The organism is Paraburkholderia phenoliruptrix, assembly GCF_019511605.1.
Taxonomy (GTDB): Bacteria; Pseudomonadota; Gammaproteobacteria; order Burkholderiales; family Burkholderiaceae; genus Paraburkholderia; species Paraburkholderia phenoliruptrix_A.
In genome coordinates this window covers 80,910-99,339 of record NZ_JAEUAV010000021.1, presented here as the reverse complement: position 1 = coordinate 99,339, position 18,430 = coordinate 80,910, and the positions used below count along the sequence as shown (strand labels likewise).

At 62.9% G+C, this 18,430-nt stretch carries 14 protein-coding genes; 5 read left to right on the top strand and 9 right to left on the bottom strand.

Annotation, left to right across the window (positions count from 1 at the left end):
• Window positions 1–32 precede the first annotated feature (32 nt).
• The 3 genes from zwf to JNB89_RS23155 form a co-directional block, all read right to left on the bottom strand.
• The gene (zwf, locus tag JNB89_RS23165; RefSeq protein WP_220363730.1) at window positions 33–1,652 is read right to left on the bottom strand and encodes a glucose-6-phosphate dehydrogenase; all 1,620 of its coding nucleotides are present in this window, start codon (window positions 1,650–1,652) and stop codon (window positions 33–35) included.
• Between the two features lie 88 nt (window positions 1,653–1,740).
• Window positions 1,741–4,584, bottom strand: coding sequence for an MGH1-like glycoside hydrolase domain-containing protein (locus JNB89_RS23160; protein WP_220363729.1), 2,844 nt, complete (start codon window positions 4,582–4,584; stop codon window positions 1,741–1,743).
• A 51-nt stretch (window positions 4,585–4,635) separates the two neighbouring features.
• Window positions 4,636–6,621 carry an amylo-alpha-1,6-glucosidase gene (locus JNB89_RS23155; protein WP_220363728.1) on the bottom strand — a complete coding sequence of 662 codons (1,986 nt, stop codon included), beginning with the start codon at window positions 6,619–6,621 and terminating at the stop codon, window positions 4,636–4,638.
• A 176-nt stretch (window positions 6,622–6,797) separates the two neighbouring features.
• Between JNB89_RS23155 and JNB89_RS23150 the strand changes: the two genes are divergently transcribed.
• Both JNB89_RS23150 and JNB89_RS23145 read left to right on the top strand, forming a co-directional pair.
• Window positions 6,798–7,136: a hypothetical protein gene (locus JNB89_RS23150; RefSeq protein WP_220363727.1), complete on the top strand. Its 339-nt coding sequence runs from the start codon at window positions 6,798–6,800 to the stop codon at window positions 7,134–7,136.
• Between the two features lie 57 nt (window positions 7,137–7,193).
• Window positions 7,194–9,356 carry a phosphocholine-specific phospholipase C gene (locus JNB89_RS23145; protein ID WP_220363726.1) on the top strand — a complete coding sequence of 721 codons (2,163 nt, stop codon included), beginning with the start codon at window positions 7,194–7,196 and terminating at the stop codon, window positions 9,354–9,356.
• Window positions 9,357–9,461: 105 nt separating this feature from the next.
• On the opposite strand, the gene JNB89_RS23140 is transcribed toward JNB89_RS23145, so the two are convergent.
• Together JNB89_RS23140 and JNB89_RS23135 are read right to left on the bottom strand one after the other, a co-directional pair.
• The gene (locus JNB89_RS23140; protein WP_220363725.1) at window positions 9,462–10,577 is read right to left on the bottom strand and encodes a succinylglutamate desuccinylase/aspartoacylase family protein; all 1,116 of its coding nucleotides are present in this window, start codon (window positions 10,575–10,577) and stop codon (window positions 9,462–9,464) included.
• Between the two features lie 40 nt (window positions 10,578–10,617).
• Complete coding sequence (locus tag JNB89_RS23135; protein WP_220363724.1) at window positions 10,618–11,385, bottom strand: transporter substrate-binding domain-containing protein; 768 nt, start codon at window positions 11,383–11,385, stop codon at window positions 10,618–10,620.
• Window positions 11,386–11,549: 164 nt separating this feature from the next.
• On the opposite strand from JNB89_RS23135, the gene JNB89_RS23130 reads away from it, so the two are divergent.
• Together JNB89_RS23130 and JNB89_RS23125 are read left to right on the top strand one after the other, a co-directional pair.
• Window positions 11,550–12,470, top strand: a complete 921-nt coding sequence (locus tag JNB89_RS23130) for a LysR substrate-binding domain-containing protein (RefSeq protein ID WP_220363723.1) — start codon at window positions 11,550–11,552, stop codon at window positions 12,468–12,470.
• A gap of 223 nt (window positions 12,471–12,693) precedes the next feature.
• Window positions 12,694–13,542, top strand: coding sequence for an oxidoreductase (locus JNB89_RS23125; RefSeq protein WP_220363722.1), 849 nt, complete (start codon window positions 12,694–12,696; stop codon window positions 13,540–13,542).
• On the opposite strand, the gene JNB89_RS31320 is transcribed toward JNB89_RS23125, so the two are convergent.
• The 4 genes from JNB89_RS31320 to JNB89_RS23100 form a co-directional block, all read right to left on the bottom strand.
• On the bottom strand, window positions 13,539–14,006 hold the full coding sequence (locus tag JNB89_RS31320; RefSeq protein ID WP_223216831.1) for a rubredoxin: 468 nt from the start codon (window positions 14,004–14,006) through the stop codon (window positions 13,539–13,541). The genes JNB89_RS23125 and JNB89_RS31320 overlap by 4 nt on opposite strands.
• Before the next feature lie 327 nt (window positions 14,007–14,333).
• On the bottom strand, window positions 14,334–15,542 hold the full coding sequence (locus tag JNB89_RS23110; RefSeq protein WP_013342236.1) for an aromatic ring-hydroxylating oxygenase subunit alpha: 1,209 nt from the start codon (window positions 15,540–15,542) through the stop codon (window positions 14,334–14,336).
• A 155-nt stretch (window positions 15,543–15,697) separates the two neighbouring features.
• Complete coding sequence (locus JNB89_RS23105) at window positions 15,698–17,149, bottom strand: glycosyltransferase family 2 protein (RefSeq protein WP_220363721.1); 1,452 nt, start codon at window positions 17,147–17,149, stop codon at window positions 15,698–15,700.
• 53 nt (window positions 17,150–17,202) lie between these two features.
• Window positions 17,203–17,802: a cytochrome b gene (locus JNB89_RS23100; protein ID WP_220363720.1), complete on the bottom strand. Its 600-nt coding sequence runs from the start codon at window positions 17,800–17,802 to the stop codon at window positions 17,203–17,205.
• Between the two features lie 366 nt (window positions 17,803–18,168).
• Here JNB89_RS23100 and JNB89_RS23095 point away from each other — a divergent pair, with 366 nt between their 5' ends.
• On the top strand, window positions 18,169–18,372 hold the full coding sequence (locus JNB89_RS23095) for a DUF3562 domain-containing protein (RefSeq protein WP_220363719.1): 204 nt from the start codon (window positions 18,169–18,171) through the stop codon (window positions 18,370–18,372).
• The last annotated feature ends 58 nt before the right edge of the window (window positions 18,373–18,430 follow it).

The window sequence follows — 18,430 nt, the reverse complement described above, 5'->3', positions numbered from 1 at the left end:
TACCCCCGTTGGTGTGGTTATGCTCAGGGCTGTCACTTGTTCTCGACTGCGGCTGTGGTCAGCGGCCGCCATGCGCGCCCGTCGCGTGCGAGCAGCGCATCTGCTTCGGCGGGCCCTGCGCTGCCCGCTGCATAGCCGTGCACCGCAAGCGCGCCGCCGGTTTTGGGGTGCAGCACTCCGTCAACCGCGCACCAGCCCGCTTCTATGCTGTCGGCGCGCTGGAACAGTGTCTCGTCCCCGAGCATGCAGTCGTACAGCAGCGTTTCATAGCCGACGTTCGCCCGCTCGGCGAAGAAATCGCCATAGTCGAATGAAGACTGCACCGGGCCGACCTGCATCACCGGGCCCGGCGTTTTGACGTTGAAATCGAAGCTCGTGCCATGCGCGGGATCGATGCGCAAAGTCAGCACATTGGGCGTGAGTGCGCCGACCGGCGTATCGCGAAACAGCCGGAACGGCACAGGCTTGAGCTGCACCGAAATTTCCGTGCGCCGCGCGGCGAGCCGCTTGCCCGTGCGCAAGTAGAAAGGCACCCCCGCCCAGCGCCAGTTTTCGATGAATACGCGTGCAGCGGCATACGTTTCCGTGCTGCTGTCGGGCGCGACATCGGGCTCATCGCGATAAGCCACGCCTGCAGGGCCCTGTTCGTATTGGCCGAATACGACGTCATCAGCTGTAAGCGGCAAGATGGCGTCGAAAATCTCCGCTTTCTTATCGCGCACGGCCTCCGCGTCGAACGAGTTGGGCGGCTCCATCGCGACCATGCCGAGCAACTGGAACAGGTGGTTCGGCACCATGTCGCGGAACGCGCCGGTCTGCTCGTAGAACTTGCCGCGCCCTTCAACGCCAATGGTTTCGGCCGCCGTGATCTGCACGCTGTCGATATATTCGCGCCGCCACACAGGCTCGAATAGTGCGTTTGCGAAGCGCACGGCGAGAATGCTCTGCACCGTGTCCTTGCCGAGAAAATGATCGATGCGATAGACCTGCGATTCCTGCGCGTACGAAAGAATGTGCGCGTTCAGATCGCGCGCCGATGCGAGGTCGTTGCCGAACGGCTTTTCGATCACGATGCGGCGAAAGCCACCGCCCTCCTTCAGCAAGCCCGACTCGCCGAGATGCCCGACGATCGGTTTGAAGAAGCGTGAGCCGACCGCCAGATAGAAAATCACGTTGCCGCCGGGCGCCTGAGCGAGCTTGTCCGTAAGACGCGCAAACGTGTCCGGCGTCTCAAAGTCGCCGGCCATGTACTCGAGACGTTGCGCGACCCACTCCCACGCGTTGTCGTCGAGCTTACCGGCGTGGAAGGTGCTGGCTTTGTCGGCAGCGAATTTTTGCAGCGACTGGTGCAGGTCTTCGACCCACGCGTTGGTTTCGCGCTCGCCGTGATTCACGCCGACAATCTGCATGCCGTCGTCCAGCAGGCCGTCCACCGCGAGGTTGTAGAGCGCGGGCATGAGAAGGCGTTTTGTCAGGTCGCCGCCCGCGCCGAAAATAACCAGCGTACATGGCGGCGCAGGCCGTTTGCCCGCGGGCGACGCCGGCGCGCCGTGAGCACTCGCGCTCACTTTGCAACTGCGCGCTGCGTCAAGATTGCTGTTAGCGTCTGTGTTCGAAGCATGAGCGGCTTGAGAGTTCGGTGTAGTCGACATGGGATTCACTTGGAAGCGCCAATGAAACGGACGTGGCAATACTGGAAAGACCACGCCCGCACCCACACAGTTCAACCACCACACAGCGCTATTTCACCGGACTACTTGCCAACGCCGAGGCCGCTTCGTGCTCAGCCGCTGGCTCGGGGGTGGCCTCGGGGGTGGCCTCGGGCGCGGCCTCAGTGCGCGGCGCCGGACTGGACGGGGCCATTGGGATCGGCGCGCGCCCCGGCTCGCCCGCAAGCGGCACGCTGCCTGACGCGGCCATCTCGCGTGGTTGCAGCAGTAATGCGACAAGCCCCGTCCAGCCCGTTTGATGCGAGGCGCCCACGCCGCGTCCGTTGTCGCCGTGAAAGTATTCGTGGAACAGGATCAGATCGCTTGAACGCGGGTCGGCTTGCAGCAAGGGATAGGCGCCCATTACAGGGCGCTCGCCATTCTTGTCCTTCAGAAACAGCGTCGTGGCGCGGCGCGCGAGTTCATCGGCAATTTCGCACAGCGAGAATTTCTGTCCCGAGCCTGTCGGATATTCGACGCGGAATGCGTCGCCGTAATAGCGGTGGAATTCATACAGCGACTCGATCAACAGATAGTTGACGGGCATCCACACCGGGCCGCGCCAGTTCGAATTGCCGCCGAACACGCGGGTGTCCGACTCCGCCGGCAGATAGGCGACGGTGAAGCTGTTGCCGTTGTGATTGAACACAAACGGATGATCGCGGTGACTGCGCGACAGGGCGCGCACGCCGTGGTCGGAGAGAAACTCGCTTTCGTCGAGCGCACGCCGCAACAGCGCCTTCATCCGATGTCCGCGCAACACGGACAGCAGCAGTGCGTTGCCCTTGCCGGGTTCGTTCCAGCGCGAGACCAGCTTCGCAAGGTCTGGCCGATGCTTGAGGAACCACATGAGCCGATCGCGCAATCCGGGCAATTCGCCATGCAGGCGCTCTTCCAGCACATGCACGGCGAACAGCGGAATGAGCCCGACAATCGAGCGCACGCGCATGGGCACACTGGTGCCGTCGGGCAGGCGCAGCTTGTCGTAGAAGAATTCGTCTTCGCTGTCCCATAGTCCGGTGTCGCAGCCGTCGTCGCAACTCACAGCTTGCGCGATATACAGGAAGTGCTCGAAAAACTTCACGCCGATATCGACGAACACGTGGTTCGCATACGCCAGTTCAAGCGCGATACGCATGAGGTCGAGCGCGTAGGCGGCCATCCAAGCTGTACCGTCCGCCTGATCGATATGCCCGCCGGTAGGCAGCGGCGACGAACGATCGAAAATGCCTACGTTGTCGAGGCCGAGAAAGCCGCCCTGAAAAATATTGCGGCCGTCCGCGTCCTTGCGGTTCACCCACCAGGAGAAGTTGAGCAGCAGCTTGTGAAAAATAAGCTCGAGAAAGTCGCGATCAGGCTTGCCGGTGAGTGCGCGGTCGATCTCGTACACGCGCCACGCGGCCCAGGCGTGCACCGGCGGGTTGGCGTCGCCGAGCGCCCATTCGTACGCCGGCAACTGCCCATTCGGATGCTGATAGCGGTCCTTCACCAGCAGCAGCAATTGACGTTTCGCAAACGCAGGGTCGATCAATGCGAACGCCGCCGCATGAAACGCGAGATCCCACGACGCGTACCACGGGTATTCCCACTTGTCCGGCATCGACACGATGTCCGCGTTGCACAGGTGCATCCAGTCCGCGTTGCGGCCACGTTTGCGCGCGGCGGGCGGCTCGGGCTGCAACGGGTCGCCTTCTATCCAGCGGTGCACGTCGTACCGGTAGTACTGCTTGGACCACAGCATGCCCGCGAGCGCCTGGCGCTGCACGAGGCGCGCGTCCGGGTCGTCCATGTCGCGTTGCAGCGCGCCGTAGAATTCGTCGGCTTCAGCGATTCGCTTGGCAAAGAGCGCGTCGGCGCCGAGCGGTACTTCGTCGGGACTCGCCTCGGGACGCCAGCGCATGTACACCACCGCGCGTCCATGCGGGCCAAGTTCAATCGCCGCATGCGCGCCCGCCTTCGTGCCGCGGTCGCGACGCACCGCTTGTTCATCGCCATGCACGAGGTAATCGTTAAAGCCGTCCTTGAAGGGCCCTTGCGCTTCCATGCCGTACAGGCGCTTTACGTTCGTGTCGTTCTCGCAGAAAAGCCACGCAACCTGCGGCGCGTCGTTCGACCAGGCCGTCACGACAATCGGCGCATGTCCATGCTGATGTCCGGTCAATTGCGCGTTGCCGTCATGGTCGGTACTCGCGACCAGCGACGGCTTGTCGAGGTTCTCTTTCCACGACCACGAATTGCGCGCCCAGATTTGCGGCAGCACATCGAGCGACGCGGACTCGTCCGCGCGATTCTCGATTGTCACGCGCATCACGATGTCGTCGGGCGCGTGCTTCGCATATTCGACCTGTACGTCGAAGTAGCGCAGATCGTCGAACACGCCGGTATCGAGAATTTCGTACTCCGGCATGTCGCCGCCGCGCCGCGCGTTTTCCTCGATCAGGTCCTGATACGGATAAGCGGCCTGCGGATACTTGTAGAGCATGCGCATGTACGAATGCGTGGGCGTGCCGTCGAGATAGAAGTACAACTCCTTCACGTCCTCGCCGTGATTGCCCTGCGCATTCGTGAGACCAAAGAGCCGCTCTTTGAGGATGGGGTCCTTGCGGTTCCATAGCGCAAGCGACACGCACCAGCTCAGCGTGTCGTCGCCGAAACCGGCAATGCCGTCTTCGCCCCAGCGGTATGCGCGGCTGCGCGCGTGGTCGTGCGGAAAGTACTCCCAGGCGGTACCGTTCGCGCTGTAGTCCTCGCGCACCGTGCCCCACTGACGTTCGCTGAGGTACGGTCCCCAGCGCTGCCAGTGAGCACAATCCGCCGAATGCAGACGTGAACCCTCAGTGGTGGCGAACAGATTCGCAGCGCGCAGCGGTGGCATGACAGCTTCCTTGCGTCGGGCTTGGCGGTGGGACACACATCGTAGCGCGGTTTACGCGATGTTGCGATCCAACCGTGCAAGCAATTGCTCGACGCGCAGCAGTTCGCCTAGCGACCACGCCTGGAACGGCGTGCCGGCGGGCGCGTGCGGTGCGTCGCCGTCCGCGATTTCGGAAATGTGGTCGAGCCCGGCGTGATCGAGATGCGTGTAAAGCGGATCTAGAAAACGGATTCTGGCTTGCTGGCGGGCCTCTTCTGCATTGCCGCGCACCCGCAGCCAGGCTTCGACAAACGGGCCGAGCAGCCACGGCCACACCGTTCCCTGATGATAGGCGCCGTCGCGTTCGTAGGGCGCGCCGCTATAGCGGCCGCGATAAGCGGGGTCCGTGGGCGCGAGGGTGCGCAAACCGAGCGGCGTCAGCAAATGCGTTTCGACCTGGTCCACCACTGCGCGCGCCGCCGCGCCTTCGAGCAAGGAGAACGGCAGGCCGCCGATCGCGAATATCTGGTTCGGACGAATCGAGCGGTCCACCGCGCCGCTCACGTGATCCACGTCGATGTTGTCGAAAAGCGCTTGCGTCGAAGGATCGACGAAACGCGCCTGAAACGCCTGCAACGCGCGCTCGGCCGGTTGCTGCCATTGGGCGTTCCACGTTGCTGCAATGCGCAATGCGTTGATCCACAATGCCTGCACTTCCACCGGCTTGCCGATGCGCGGCGTCACGACCCACTCGCCGACCTTTGCGTCCATCCACGTGAGCTGCATGCCGGGGACGCCCGCGCAAAGCAAGCCGTCGTCCGCGGATGCCTTGATGTTATAGCGCGTGCCTTGCGTGTAGCCTGCGAGAATGGCGTAGCCGGCTGCCTGAAGGCGCGCCTTCGTTGCAGCGCCCGCATGGCCCGTTGCGAGGTAGTCGTGCACGGCAACGATGAACCACAGCGCTGCATCCACGGAGTTGTATTCGGGCGTGTCGCCGTAATCGGGAAAACGGTTCGGCAGCATGCCCTCGGACAAGGTGCCGGACCATTCGAGCAAGATCGCTTCGGCGGCGTCCAGCCGGCCAGTGGCGATCAGCAAGCCGCGCATTGCAATGAACGTGTCGCGGCCCCAATCCGTGAACCATGGAAAACCCGCGAGTATCGTGCGGCCCTCGTTGCGCTGCACGACATAGGCATCGGCGGAACGTTGCAGGCGCGAGCCGAATGCAGTTCTGCGCTGCTGTTCGGTTTGCGCGAGCGTTGCAGCGCGGCTTGCGGCAGCAGTGTTGGCGGACGTGGTATCGGATGCGCTCAGAATCATCACGGCTTCGGCTCCCGCATTTGCCAGATCGAAGCTGAACACGCCGGGCGTCGCGAGGTCCTCGCTGAAGTCAAGGCCGCGTTCACGCTCCCGAACGTAGCTGAAGTTGCGATACCAGTCGGGCGCGTGCATATAGCTGCCGTTGGTCGCGGCATAAATGCGCGGCACGTTGCCGTACGGTTGCCAACTCGCGCAACAGGCGTCGCTGCTGATCTGCGCGGTGAAGTTGAATGTGGCGTTCTCGTGATGCAGCGCGTGATAGTCGCGGCCTGACAGCAAGGGCCTGACTTTCAACGTAAGCGCGCCAGATGGCGATGAACCTGGCGACACCTCGGGCACAGGTTCCCGCCGCCAGCGCAATACCGTTTCGCATGTCGCCTTGCTCACGAATACTTCCGCCGTGACGAGCGTTTGCGCATTGAACTGAAAGCGCCACGTGGGCCACGGCTCGGTGGTGAACTCGAGCAGGTTCGCCGTGACATCCGGGTACGGCACGTCGGGCTCATAGCGTTGCATGCTCAGTCGATAACGCTCGCTATCCGCTTCGAGCCACGCCTCCACACCATTGACAAGCACCATGCGGCCCGCCGGCGGACGCGTGGCCGCGAGCAGCAGGGCGTGATAGCGGCGCGTGCGCAACGTGCCCACGGTGCCCGACGCAAAGCCACCCAGGCCGTCTGCTTCCAGCCATTCGTCTTCGAGGCGCGTCATGTCGAAAGGTCGTTCGATATGTGTCATGGCGTGAGCAATGGTGCGAAAGAAGGCGCTGTTGTGTCCATTCTCCTACTTATCACTTTCCAGATCCTTTCGAACAACTCACAAACGCAAGTCGTTTTTTCCACTCGCAAACGTTTCACAATTATTTCTTGAAAGGGTTGGAGACTGCATCCGCTTTCACGAAACAGGATGCAGACATGAGCAGAGAAAAACGTCTCCTCGTCGTCATGTTCGTTGCGCTCGCAACCTTCACGCTAGGCGGCTGCGGTGCGGACGACTCTACGTCCTCCACTGCGTCTTCGTCCGCAGCGTCGGCCTCTTCGAATGACGGCGAAAGTCGCACAGCCTTCGACACGGCACGCTCACCCGCTTTGTCTGCCGCCGCGATGCCCGACTCAAGCGCGGCGCTCGCCGCCAACCCCGCTCTCGCCTCTGACGCTATCGCGCAAAACATGCAAGCCAGCCTGGCTGCGGACAGCCAGCAAGTGGCGCCCGTCATGCGTTACGCACCCGGCGACAGCGCGAGCAGCAACTGACCGATTCCACCGGCGCGCGAGGCGCGCTATTCTTCCCCCCGCAGAAGGTGATATTCCATGACATCAAATAGCCGTCGCCGTTTCCTGCAGACCGTGGCTTCATCCGCGGGTGCTGCCGCCGCGCTTACCGCGCTGCCCGAGTCCATTCGCAATGCGTTGGCCGTTCCCGCATTCTCGCGCACCGGTACCATTCGCGACGTCGAGCACATTGTCGTGTTCATGCAGGAAAACCGCTCGTTCGATCACTACTTCGGCCATATGCGCGGCGTGCGCGGCTACAACGACCGCTTCCCGATTCCGCTGCCTGGCGGCAAGCCGGTGTGGTATCAGCCGTCGAAGGCGGACCCGACCAAGCCGGTGCTGCCGTTTCACCTGGATACCTCGACCACCAGCGCGCAATGCGTGGGCGACCTCGATCACAGCTGGTACAAGACGCACGCCGCGATAGACGGCGGTCGCTACGACCAGTGGCCGGCCAACAAGACCGACATGACGATGGGCTATCACCTGCGCAGCGACATTCCGTTCCACTATGCGCTCGCCGACGCATTCACCGTTTGCGACGCGTATTTCTGCTCGCTGCCGGGCCCGACGCACCCGAACCGCTCGTACCTCATGACCGGCACCGTGGACCCGACCGGCAAGTTCGGCGGCCCGCTGCTCGACAACAACGATTGGGTGGACGGCGACGGCCCGCCGAACTACCAGTTGCTTTCGTGGACGACGTATCCCGAGCGCCTGCAAGCAGCCGGCATTTCATGGCAGATCTACCAGCAAGGGCTGACGGGCGCCGATCCGCTGAACGGCAACTACGGCACTAACATCCTGCAGAACTTCACGAACTTCATCAACGCGCAGCCGGGCTCGCCGTTGTATGAACGCGCGCAAACGGTGCGCACTATCGACGACCTCAAGGCCGACGTACTCGCGAACCGCTTGCCGCAAGTGTCGTGGCTGTGCCCGCCCGCCGCATACTCGGAGCATCCGCAATACACGCCCGCTTACGGTGCCGAATACACGTCGCAGATTCTCGACGCGTTGACCTCCAACCCGGAGGTGTGGAGCAAGACCGTGCTCTTCATCATGTACGACGAGAACGACGGCTTCTTCGACCACATCGTGCCGCCGCAGCCCGCCACCACGGCCGCGCAAGGCAAGTCCACGGTCAGCACGGAAGGCGAAATACACAACGTGGTGAACCCGGGGCGCGGCGGCAAATATACGGCCGACGGTCTGCCATACGGCCTCGGCCCACGCGTGCCGATGACCATCGTCTCGCCGTGGAGCAAGGGCGGCTTCGTATGCTCGCAGGTGTTCGATCATACGTCGGTGATCCGCTTCATCGAAGCGCGCTTTGGCGTGGTGGAGCCGAACATCACCGCATGGCGCCGCGCCGTGTGCGGCGATCTGACCACGGCGTTCGACTTCCGCACGCCCGATTCGCGAATCCCGCCCCTGCCGGACACGAGCAACTACAAGAGCATTGCCGACAACCAGTGCGCCACGCAGCCCAAGCCCACCGTTCCCGCGACGCCGGGCACGATCGATCCGCAGGAAAGCGGTATCCGTTTCGCACGCGCCTTGCCGTACGAACTGCATGTGAACGGCCACGCAAACCCGAAGCAGAACACCTTCGAGATCTCGTTCGGCAATACCGGCACACAGGGCGCGCACTTCTATGTGTACTCGGCAAACCGCACGGATGGCCCGTGGCGTTACACCGTGGAAGCCGGCAAGTCGCTTGAAGAGTCATTCGATCTGACGCTGACCAACGGTGTCTACGCATTCGAAGTATTCGGCCCGAATGGCTTCGTGCGCAAATTCGCGGGTAACACGCAAGCCGCGGCGCAAGCTGCAACGCAGCTCGCGCAAACCGTGGGCGGGCACCGCCAGGATAAGCCAGCGCAGCCTGAAGTGAAGGTCCAATACGACGTCGCCAATGGCAACGTGTTCCTCAAGTTCAGCAACAAGGGCGGAAGTCTCGCGCGCCTGACGGTGACCGACAACGCGTATGGTGCCCGCGCGCGTCCGGTGATCGTGCCGGCCGGCGCGCATATCGAGGAAGCATGGGTGCTCGCGTCGAGCCACCACTGGTACGACTTGACCGTGACGAGCAACGACGACGACAGCTTCTCGCGCCGCATGGCGGGCCATGTGGAGAATGGCAGACCGAGCATCAGCGATCCGGCTGCTATTGCGCCGGTGCTGGTGGCGAACTGAGGCAGGAAATGTGAGGCTTCGGTCAGACGCGCGGTATCGGCGCGTCTGGCTGGAACTTCGGTCGTGCGCAACATTTTCATGCTGTGCGACTTGATGAGCGCGACGTTACGCGCCCAGCAACACTCCTGTCCTGAAAGGCCGTGCGCCAGTCACACGGCCGAGCGGCGCACCTGCCGTGACGAAGCGGATAGCGCGGCGCATGTAGAACACGCCTTCTGTGTTGCTGGTCAGCGTGGTGGTTTCGTCCGTCAACGGATCGACGATATCGAACAGCGGCTGCCCGACGCTGATCTTGTCGCCAATCGTCGCGCGATGCACGAGAATGCCGCTCACGGGCGCGTAAAACTGTTCGCTGCCGGCAAGCGGCGTGGCGGCCGTCGGTAACGGCGGCAACGGCTTCGCTTCCAGTGCCACGGCCTTGCGCCACGCAAGGTAATCGAGGATCGCGTCGGCGTCCTGCTGCGCTGCTTCGTATGAAACGTCGCGCTGGCCGCGGCATTCCACCGTCACCGCAATGGCGCCGTTCGGCACCGGCTTGTCGGCCGGTATATCCTGCTGCAACCGCCACCAGAGCAGGCTGTGTGTTTCGTCGAACGCCTCGCCGCCGGAATTCGTTGCGAGCAGCGACGCCTGTGCGCCGAGATAACGCGCCAACGGTTCGAACTGCGGCCACGCCGCCTCGCTCGTATAGAGATGCATCGCGGCTTCGAGCGAACAATGCAGGTCGATCACCACGTCGGCGTCGAACGAAAGCTTGAGCAGCGACAACTGCAACGACTCGAATTCGCTCAACGGCTTGTGCGCGGCAAGTTCCTCCGCAATCAGCCGGCGAATGATCCGCACGTTTTCCGCCGGGTTCGGACCTAACGCTTCGCGAGCCTGCGCGACCAGTTTCGGAAACTGGAAGAAATGGCGGTTGAAGTTCTTGCCGCTTGCCAGATCGAAGCGCCCGACAAACTGTCCGAGCACGTATTGCGCGAGTCCGACAGGGTTGGCGACGGGAACGAGCACCACCTCTGCATTCAGCGCGCCTTGCCTTTCGAGTTCGAGCAAACGGCGCTTGAGCAGGAGCGTGGTCAGCATGGCAGGCGTTTCGTCGGCGTGCAGCGAGGCCTGGATATAGATCTTTTCTCTGCTGCGGGCCGGGCCGAAGTGAAATGACACGAGTTCGCGATGTGTGCCGATAGCCGGCGAAAGAAGCGGATGCGATTGCCTGTTCATGACAGAAGAGCGTGTGGTTGGTGAGCCCCAAGCGCGGGCATCAATTGCCGTATGGGTCGAAGTCGAAGTACTTCTTTGCGATCTGCGCGTATGTGCCGTCTTTCAGCATCGCGGCAATCGCGGCGTTCATCGACGCCTGCACCGCCGTCTCGTCCTTGCGCAAGCCTATGCCCGTGCCGCGGTCGCCCATCGAAAGCGGCTCGCCGACAAACGCAAAACCCTTACCGGCCGGCGTGCGCAGAAAGCCGAAATCCGCTTCCACGGAGCCGAGCAGCGCGCCGTCAAGGCGTCCATTCTGCAAGTCGGCGAACACCTCATCCTGGCTCTTGTACGCGACGACGTGCGCGCCGAGCGGCGCCCAGTTCTTCAGCGCATAGCCTTCGAACTGGGTGCCCGATTGCACGCCGATCTGTTTGCCCGACAGCGCCTGGAGCCCTGCAGCGAGCGGCGAGCCTTGTCGCGCGATCAGCCGCGATTTGAACTGGAAGAGTTTCGACGTGAAAAGAATCTGCTGCTCGCGCTTTTGCGTAATTGCCATCGAGGAAAGAATCGCGTCGATCTTGCGTGCCTGAAGCGCGGGGATCATCCCCGAAAATTCGAGCTCGACCCATTGGCAACGCGCGCGAATGCGGCGGCAGATTTCATTGCCGAGGTCGACGTCGAAGCCTTTAAGGCTGCCGTCGGGCGCCTTCGAGTCCATGGGCGGATAGCTCGGGTCGATGCCGAGGCGCAACGTGTCGGACTCAGCGGCAAACGCGCCGCTGCTGAATGTCAGCGCAGCGCTCAGGATCATCAGCGGGAGTTTCATGAGAGCGGAATCTTTTCGATGTGGACGGAATGCAGCGAGCCCATCGTATGCTCGCGGCGTGCTCCGCAATAGTCATGTTCGGACTATCATGATCGCTTTTGCCGATCGCCGGCCCTGACGCGGCAGCCAAGCCCCATTCCGCCGACCACGACACGGACGCTCCCATGGCGTTGACAATCTCCCAACTGCGAGCCTTCAAGGCGGTGGCCGAACATGGCAGTCTGCGCGCCGCGTCACGCGCTCTCGGCATCGCGCAAAGCGGCATCACGCAGCAGTTGCAGAACCTCGAGTCAATGTTGGGGGCGACATTGTTCATTCGCACCAATCGCGGCATTGCGCTGACCGCGCTGGGCCAGCGGCTGTTGCAGCGGGCCGGCGCGATTATTGGCGAATGCGAACGCGCCGAGCAGGAGGTGCAGCAATTGCGCGGCGAATATGCAGGCGAGGTCACGTTCGGCATGACCACCGAGCCGCTAGTCAATGCGCTCGCACCCGTGCTGATGGAGTTTCGCGCGCGCTTCGAGCGAGTCGCGCTGCATCTGCGCGCCGGCACATCGCGCATGATGATTTCGTGGATTCGTGAAGGCACGCTGGACTTTGCCATTGCGCTCGTTGCGAAGCACACGGACACCGCCGATCTTTCCGTCGTGCCGCTTTATCCGTCGGACCCGGTAATTGTCTGCCGCAAGGGTCATCCGAAAGCGCGAGCGCGCTCGCTCGCCGAGCTTGCCGATTGCACCTGGATCGCAACGCGCTCGCCGAACGTCACTGGCGATCCGCCTGCGCATCGGCTGATTCATCTGTTCGCAAGCCACGGCCTGCCGCCGCCGAGGATTGTCGCGACGGTGGAAGGTCTGTACGAAACACTGCACCTGGTGGGCGCGACGGATTGCCTGTCGCTGGAATCGTCGGTTGTCGCGAAGCAGGGGCCGTTTGCCGACGCGCTCGCCACCATCGAAGTTCGCGAACGCGCGATCGAGCAGACCGTCTGCCTGCTGCAACGTGCAGCCATTCCACTCACACCCGCCGCGCAGGAACTTGCAACGATGCTCGCGTCGTACACGCGTACGGTGCAAGGGCGGTAAGACGACTGACGCGCTGGCACCGTCGCCGTTGCGCGTGCGCACGATGCAGCGGGACCCTCGGCTTGGCATCGCCTGGCTCGCGCGTTCGTCGAGGCGCTGCAAGCGAGGCCGCTGCACTGCGACTACAATTGGAGCCCCCTGCCTGGCGCACACAACATTCAATGCGTTAATCAAAACGAAAGCACGAGGCAATGTCGCAGACCATCAACAGGAGCTATCCCACATGATGAATCGAGACAATCCCGTCTGGCTGATTACCGGCTGTTCAACCGGCTTTGGCCGCGAACTCGCAAAACTGGTGCTCGAGCGCGGCTGGCGCGCTGTAGTCACCGCGCGTGACGTATCCAAAGTGAAAGACATTGCCGAGCCGCATGGCGAACGCGCGCTCGTTTTGCCACTCGACGTGACGAATCGCGCGCAGACCGCCAACGTCGTCGCAGAGGCGAAGCAGCGCTTTGGGCGCATCGACGCGCTCGTCAATAACGCCGGCTACGGTTATCTCGCCGCAATTGAAGAAGGCGAAGATCGCGAAGTGCGAGCCATGTTCGAGACCAACGTGTTCGGTCTGGTCGACATCACGAAGGCCGTATTACCGATCATGCGCGAGCAACGTAGCGGCCTCATCGTGAATGTGTCGTCTATCGGCGGGCTCACTAGCTTTGCGGCAACCGGTTATTACCACGCGACGAAATACGCGGTGGAAGGCTTGTCCGAATCGCTTGCCACCGAAGTCGCGCCGCTCGGCATCGGCGTGCTCATCGTGGAGCCCGGCCCGTTCCGCACCAACTGGGCCGGCCCGTCGATCAAGCAATCTGCCACCGTCATCGACGACTATGCGGCCACGGCCGGCGAGCGGCGCAAGCAGACGGAGGCGCGCAGCGGCAAGCAGGCGGGTGATCCGGTACGCGCGGCGCAGGCGATCGTCGACGCCGCGCTCTCGGACAAGCCGCCTCTGCGCTTGCTGCTCGGCAAGACAGCACTGGAACTCGCGCGCAAGAAGCTGGACTTCATGCGCGGCGACTTCGATGCGTGGGAAGCCACTACCGTAGGCGCCGATTACCCGGACGCCTAGAACTCCACCAGCGCGAAGTCTTCCTTGCCCACGTCGCACAGCGGGCAACGCCAGTCGGCGGGAACGTCGGCCCAGCGCGTGCCCGGCGCGATGCCCTCCTCCGGCAAGCCGGCGGCCTCGTCGTAGATCCAGCCGCAGATCACGCACACCCACTGCTTCAGGTCGTCGGCGGCTGATGCATTGGCGGCATTGGCGGCATTGGCGGCATTGGCGGCATCGGCGACATTCACATTCGCGGCCGGGGGGTTCGGCGTGCCGCGCGGTTGCGAGTCCGCCGTCTCGTCAAGGCTAACGACGAGCGGCGCGTCAGTGCTCGCGCCGTGGCCGGCGAGGCGCGCTTGCAACCGTTCCAGCAGGCGTTGTGCTTCGTCTTGCGTCAGGTCGATCCAGTATGGGTCGCCCGCGCCGTCGTTGAGTCGTTCCGGGGAAAACTGCAGTTCCAGTGCTACGCCCTTTTTATACATGACGGCGTTAGATGAACAGGTTCAGCACGATGTCGGCGATCAGGCCGGCGGCGGCGACCACACCCAGAAGTTGCAGCAGAGTCAGGGATTTGCGAGCGGAGGCGGGGAGTTGTTGCGTTGTCACGAGGCAGTCTTCAGAGATCGGGAAAAGCGAAATGGTACACGGGTCGCGCCGCGGCCCATGCCGATTGGCGCAAACCCGCTCGCATCAGTTGGCAACGCGTTGCCGACTGAGCGCTATTATCGCCGCCTGCCCGTGCAGGATTATGCACAACGCGGAGATGCATTCATTCGCGGCAAGCCGCAAAGCGGCCCGCCGCTCAGGGCTCAGGTTTTCGCCACCGGATTGCCCTGACGCGAGTCCCAGAAACGGATCACTTCTGTGTGCGCGGAGCCCGCGCCAACCACCTGGTCCGGCGCCCCGCTTTCGCGCAGCAGCGCGCGCAATTCGTTGATAACCGGAAACACCTCGTGATTCCAGTCTGCGCCCTGTGAATCGTGCGCGCGTTGCTCAGCCTCGACGATCTCGCGGTCTTCCTTGAAGATGCGCTCCGTGAACCACACCAGCAGCGGCCAGGCCAGGTTCAGTGCACCCGGAATGCCCGGCTTGCGAATCGACAACAGCCCGAACGTGCGGTTGGTGCGCTGCTCGCGGTCGAGCGGCACATAGACAATCCACAAATCCATTACCAGTGTCTTTTCCGACGTGCGAATCTGCAGCGTCTGATACGGATACTCGGTGCGGATCGTCATCACGTCCTTGTCGTTATCACCGCCTGCCTTGCGGCTCTGGCCGAACACGATCGCCTCGCCAATCGGCTGCTGGCCGGCCATGCGCGCAAACGTGTAGTCGACTTCGACCCAGCCTTCGCCGCGCCGCCGCCCGAGCGAGCGCGCGCGCATCTGCCCCATCTGCCGGCGATGCAGGAACTGATGGTTCATGTCCATCAGATTTTCGTGCATGAACGAGTAGTGGCAATTCACCGGACGGCCGAAGCGCCGCGTCTTGTACTTCTTGTCGGCCACTGAGCCTAGCTTCGGCAGCGGCCGCACCTCCGCCATGGCCGGATCGCCGGGAAACACGAAGATCAGACCTTCCACTTCCCGGCACGGATAGGAACGCACGCCATTCGGCAGACGCTCGCGCCCGAGGTACGGCACGTCGATGCATTTGCCCGAGCAGTCGTAAGTCCAGCCGTGGTAGCCGCAACGAATCGATTCGCCGTCGACCACGCCCTGATGCAACGGCACCTGCCGATGCGCGCAGCGGTCCTCGAGCGCGAATACCTTGCCGGACTCCGTGCGCGCGAGCACGATCGGATCGCCCGCGAACGTCACCCCATGCGTCTTGCCGCGCTTGACCTCATGCGACCACGCGAGCGGATACCAGTAATCCGGATGGATGCCGACGCGGCGCAAGTCGCGCACTGGCGCGTCGTTGGCAGCCGGCCCCTGCGCGGGAGCGGCTTTCGGCGATGCCGCATGCGTTGGCGACGCCTCGACGGTGTTTTGTTCGAGCGGGGGAACAGCATGCATAGTGTGGAGCCTCCGTGCACGTGCGGATAGAGTAGGCGGCCGCCTGTCGCGGCCGTTATCGTCGTCAGTCTACTCGAAGCGGGCACGGCATGGGTCCGGCGGGGTCATAACGCCGCGCAGCGGGACCTGAAAAGCGAGCCTTGCTGCGGTCGCCTTTACGCGTCCTCGCGCGACACCAGGCCTGTGCGGCGCTGCACGCCCCACGCGCGGCCGCCGCGCAGAAAGTGCAGCCAGCCTAGCGCTGCGCCCGTATGCCGTAGCAACTGGAACGTGAACGGCTCAGCCACCGCCGCGAGCATTGCCATCCCTATGCCGGCGCCGCTGCGCGCGCCGGTCCAGCGTCGGTAGAGATGAATGCTCCAAAGATAGAAGGCCAAATCGATCGCCGTTTTGACGCCGATCACACTAAAGATGGAAATCACAAGCGCGCCGTGGCCGCCGAACAGGAATGCGAGCAGCAAGGCGAACGCGGTCAGGCCGTAGATCGGCTGCATCGTGTCGAGCGCCTTTACCGGCAGCATCAGCATGCCGAGCGTGCCGTAACGCGGGTTGCCGGTCATGTCGCGATTCCAGTACTGCGTCTGCAGGAAGCCTGCGAACCAGCGGCGGCGCTGGCGCAGAAAACCCGCGAGGCTGTCGGGCGCGTCGGTCTGCGCATGCGCGTCGCCGATCACGCGCACGTCCCAGCCCAGGCCGTGGTCGACCGAATAGCGGCGCAGCCGGTGAATCAGTTCATAGTCTTCAACCAGGCACTGCGGATCGAAACCGCCGACGTCGACGAGCGCGTCGCGCCTGAACGACGCGAAGGCGCCTGACACGAGTAGCAGACTGTCGGCGCGCATCCACGCGAAACGCGCGATGAAATTGCGCATGTACTCGTATGTCTGAAACCATTGCAGCACGCGGCCCGACGCCGACTTGCCGCACACCGGAACCAGAATGCCGGCGGCCGCGACGAGCTTCGGATCGCTCGCGAAAGCGGCGCGCATGGCGTAGGTGGCGTCGTCGTCGAGAAGCGTGTCCGCGTCGACCGTCATCACAGTTTCCGTGGTCATGAGCGTGATGGCCGCGTTCAGCGCGCGCGCCTTGCCCCCGTGCGGCATGCGCAGCCAGAACAGATTCGGGTAAAGCGCACTCGGCGCGCTGAGCTTGCCTTCGGCGGGCGCAACAAGGCCGAAGCGTTCGGTGAGCAGCGTGTGAGTCTGGTCCGTGGAGCCGTCGTCGGCAATCACGATTTGCGCGGGGCCGCGCACCTGCCGAAGCAACGCCGCGATGGTGACAGGCAGCACGGCCGCTTCGTTGTGCGAGGCCACGATCACACCCATGTCAGGCAAACTGCGCCGATCGTAGTCAGGCTCGAGCGGCGGCGCACGGCGCATCAAGGGCAAGGTTTTCCACGTGACGAACGCAAGCAGCAACGTGTCGTAAAGCACGTAGACGATGCCGGTGGACCACGCGACCACGCCGTGCAGAAAGAACGCACGGGCAAACAGCAATATCCACGCGGCGACCACGGCGGCATGAATCAGCGTGCTCGAAAACGTGGTGCCGCGCGGCACGAGACGAGGCGATGCAAGCGCGAACGCCTGTTCCAGGGTCTTTTTCAAGGTCGGGGAAGGATGGTGGTTGTTGCGGTTTCAGAACATGAGCAAGGCAGCGCTCAGGGCAGCATGCGTTTCAGCACAGATTTGCGGTCGATCCACTCGTGCTTCAGCGCACCGCCGATATGCATGGCAAGCAACGCGTACAGTGCATAGCCAAGCCACGTATGCAATGCGCCGAAGCGGTCATGCAGCGTTTCCTTCAATGCCGGCGCAGTGTTCATGATGTAGCCGATGCGCGGCCACTCGAACAGGTTGAACAGACGCATGGGATGTGTGGCCGCGTCTTTCCATGCGGAATCGTGCAGCCAACCGGAAAGCGGTAGGGCGATCATCAGCAGATAGAGCAGAAAATGCGCGGCATGGGCGGCAATTTTTTCCCACGACGGAAACTCGCGCGGTAGCGGCGGCGGCTTATGCGATACGCGCCACAAGATGCGCGTTACCGCGAGGCCGAGCACCGTGATGCCGATGGACTTGTGTGTATCGACCGCTAGCCGCACCCAGTCGTCGGGCAGCGACTCCGCGCAGAGGCCCAGCGCGACGTTGCCCACAATGAGCAGCGCAATGATCCAATGCAGCGTAATCGCCGTGCGCGTGTAGCGCGATGGCGCGGTTGCTTCGGTTTCTCCGGTCAGGCGTTGGGCGTGCGTGTTCATAGGTCGTTGCGATCGTGCGCCAGATCGTCAGCAAATTTTCAGTTAAACGTCGGGGAAATGTCGGTCAAACCGCGGCGACAGGTTCGAGCGGCGGCTTGCAGTGGCGCGCCGTTCATTGACAGAACTGCGCAGGGTGCCGTTTTATTCCATCTCGGGCCGAATGATCTGTTTCGGTTCGTTTCAGGTGTCGGCCTGCGACATCGCGGAAGGCCCGCGCGCGTTTCGCGACGCAAGAAAAAAATCTCTGTGGCGTGCAACGCGCGATAGACCGATTCAATTGGCATCGCAGCCTACTGCATCCTCTAATAAAAAGCCTTGTGTTTGTCCGCACTCGCCTGGCCCATGCCGCTTAACTGGAGAGATCCAATGTCGCAACCCGAGCCAAATATTGACGAAGTCGTGAGAAGCATTGCAGAGGAAACCGATACGCCGGCGGAAACCGTCTCGAAGATGTATGCGGACACGTTGGCCGATTATCGCCACCAGGCACGCGTGATGGACTATGTGCCGCTGTTCGCGGCCAAGAAGGTGCGCAACAGGCTTCGCGATGGGTCGCATCGCAAGCATTGATTCGGGCGCTGCCCGGGCGCAACGGCCGTTGCAGTGCGCAGAGCTATTGCTTTGGCGT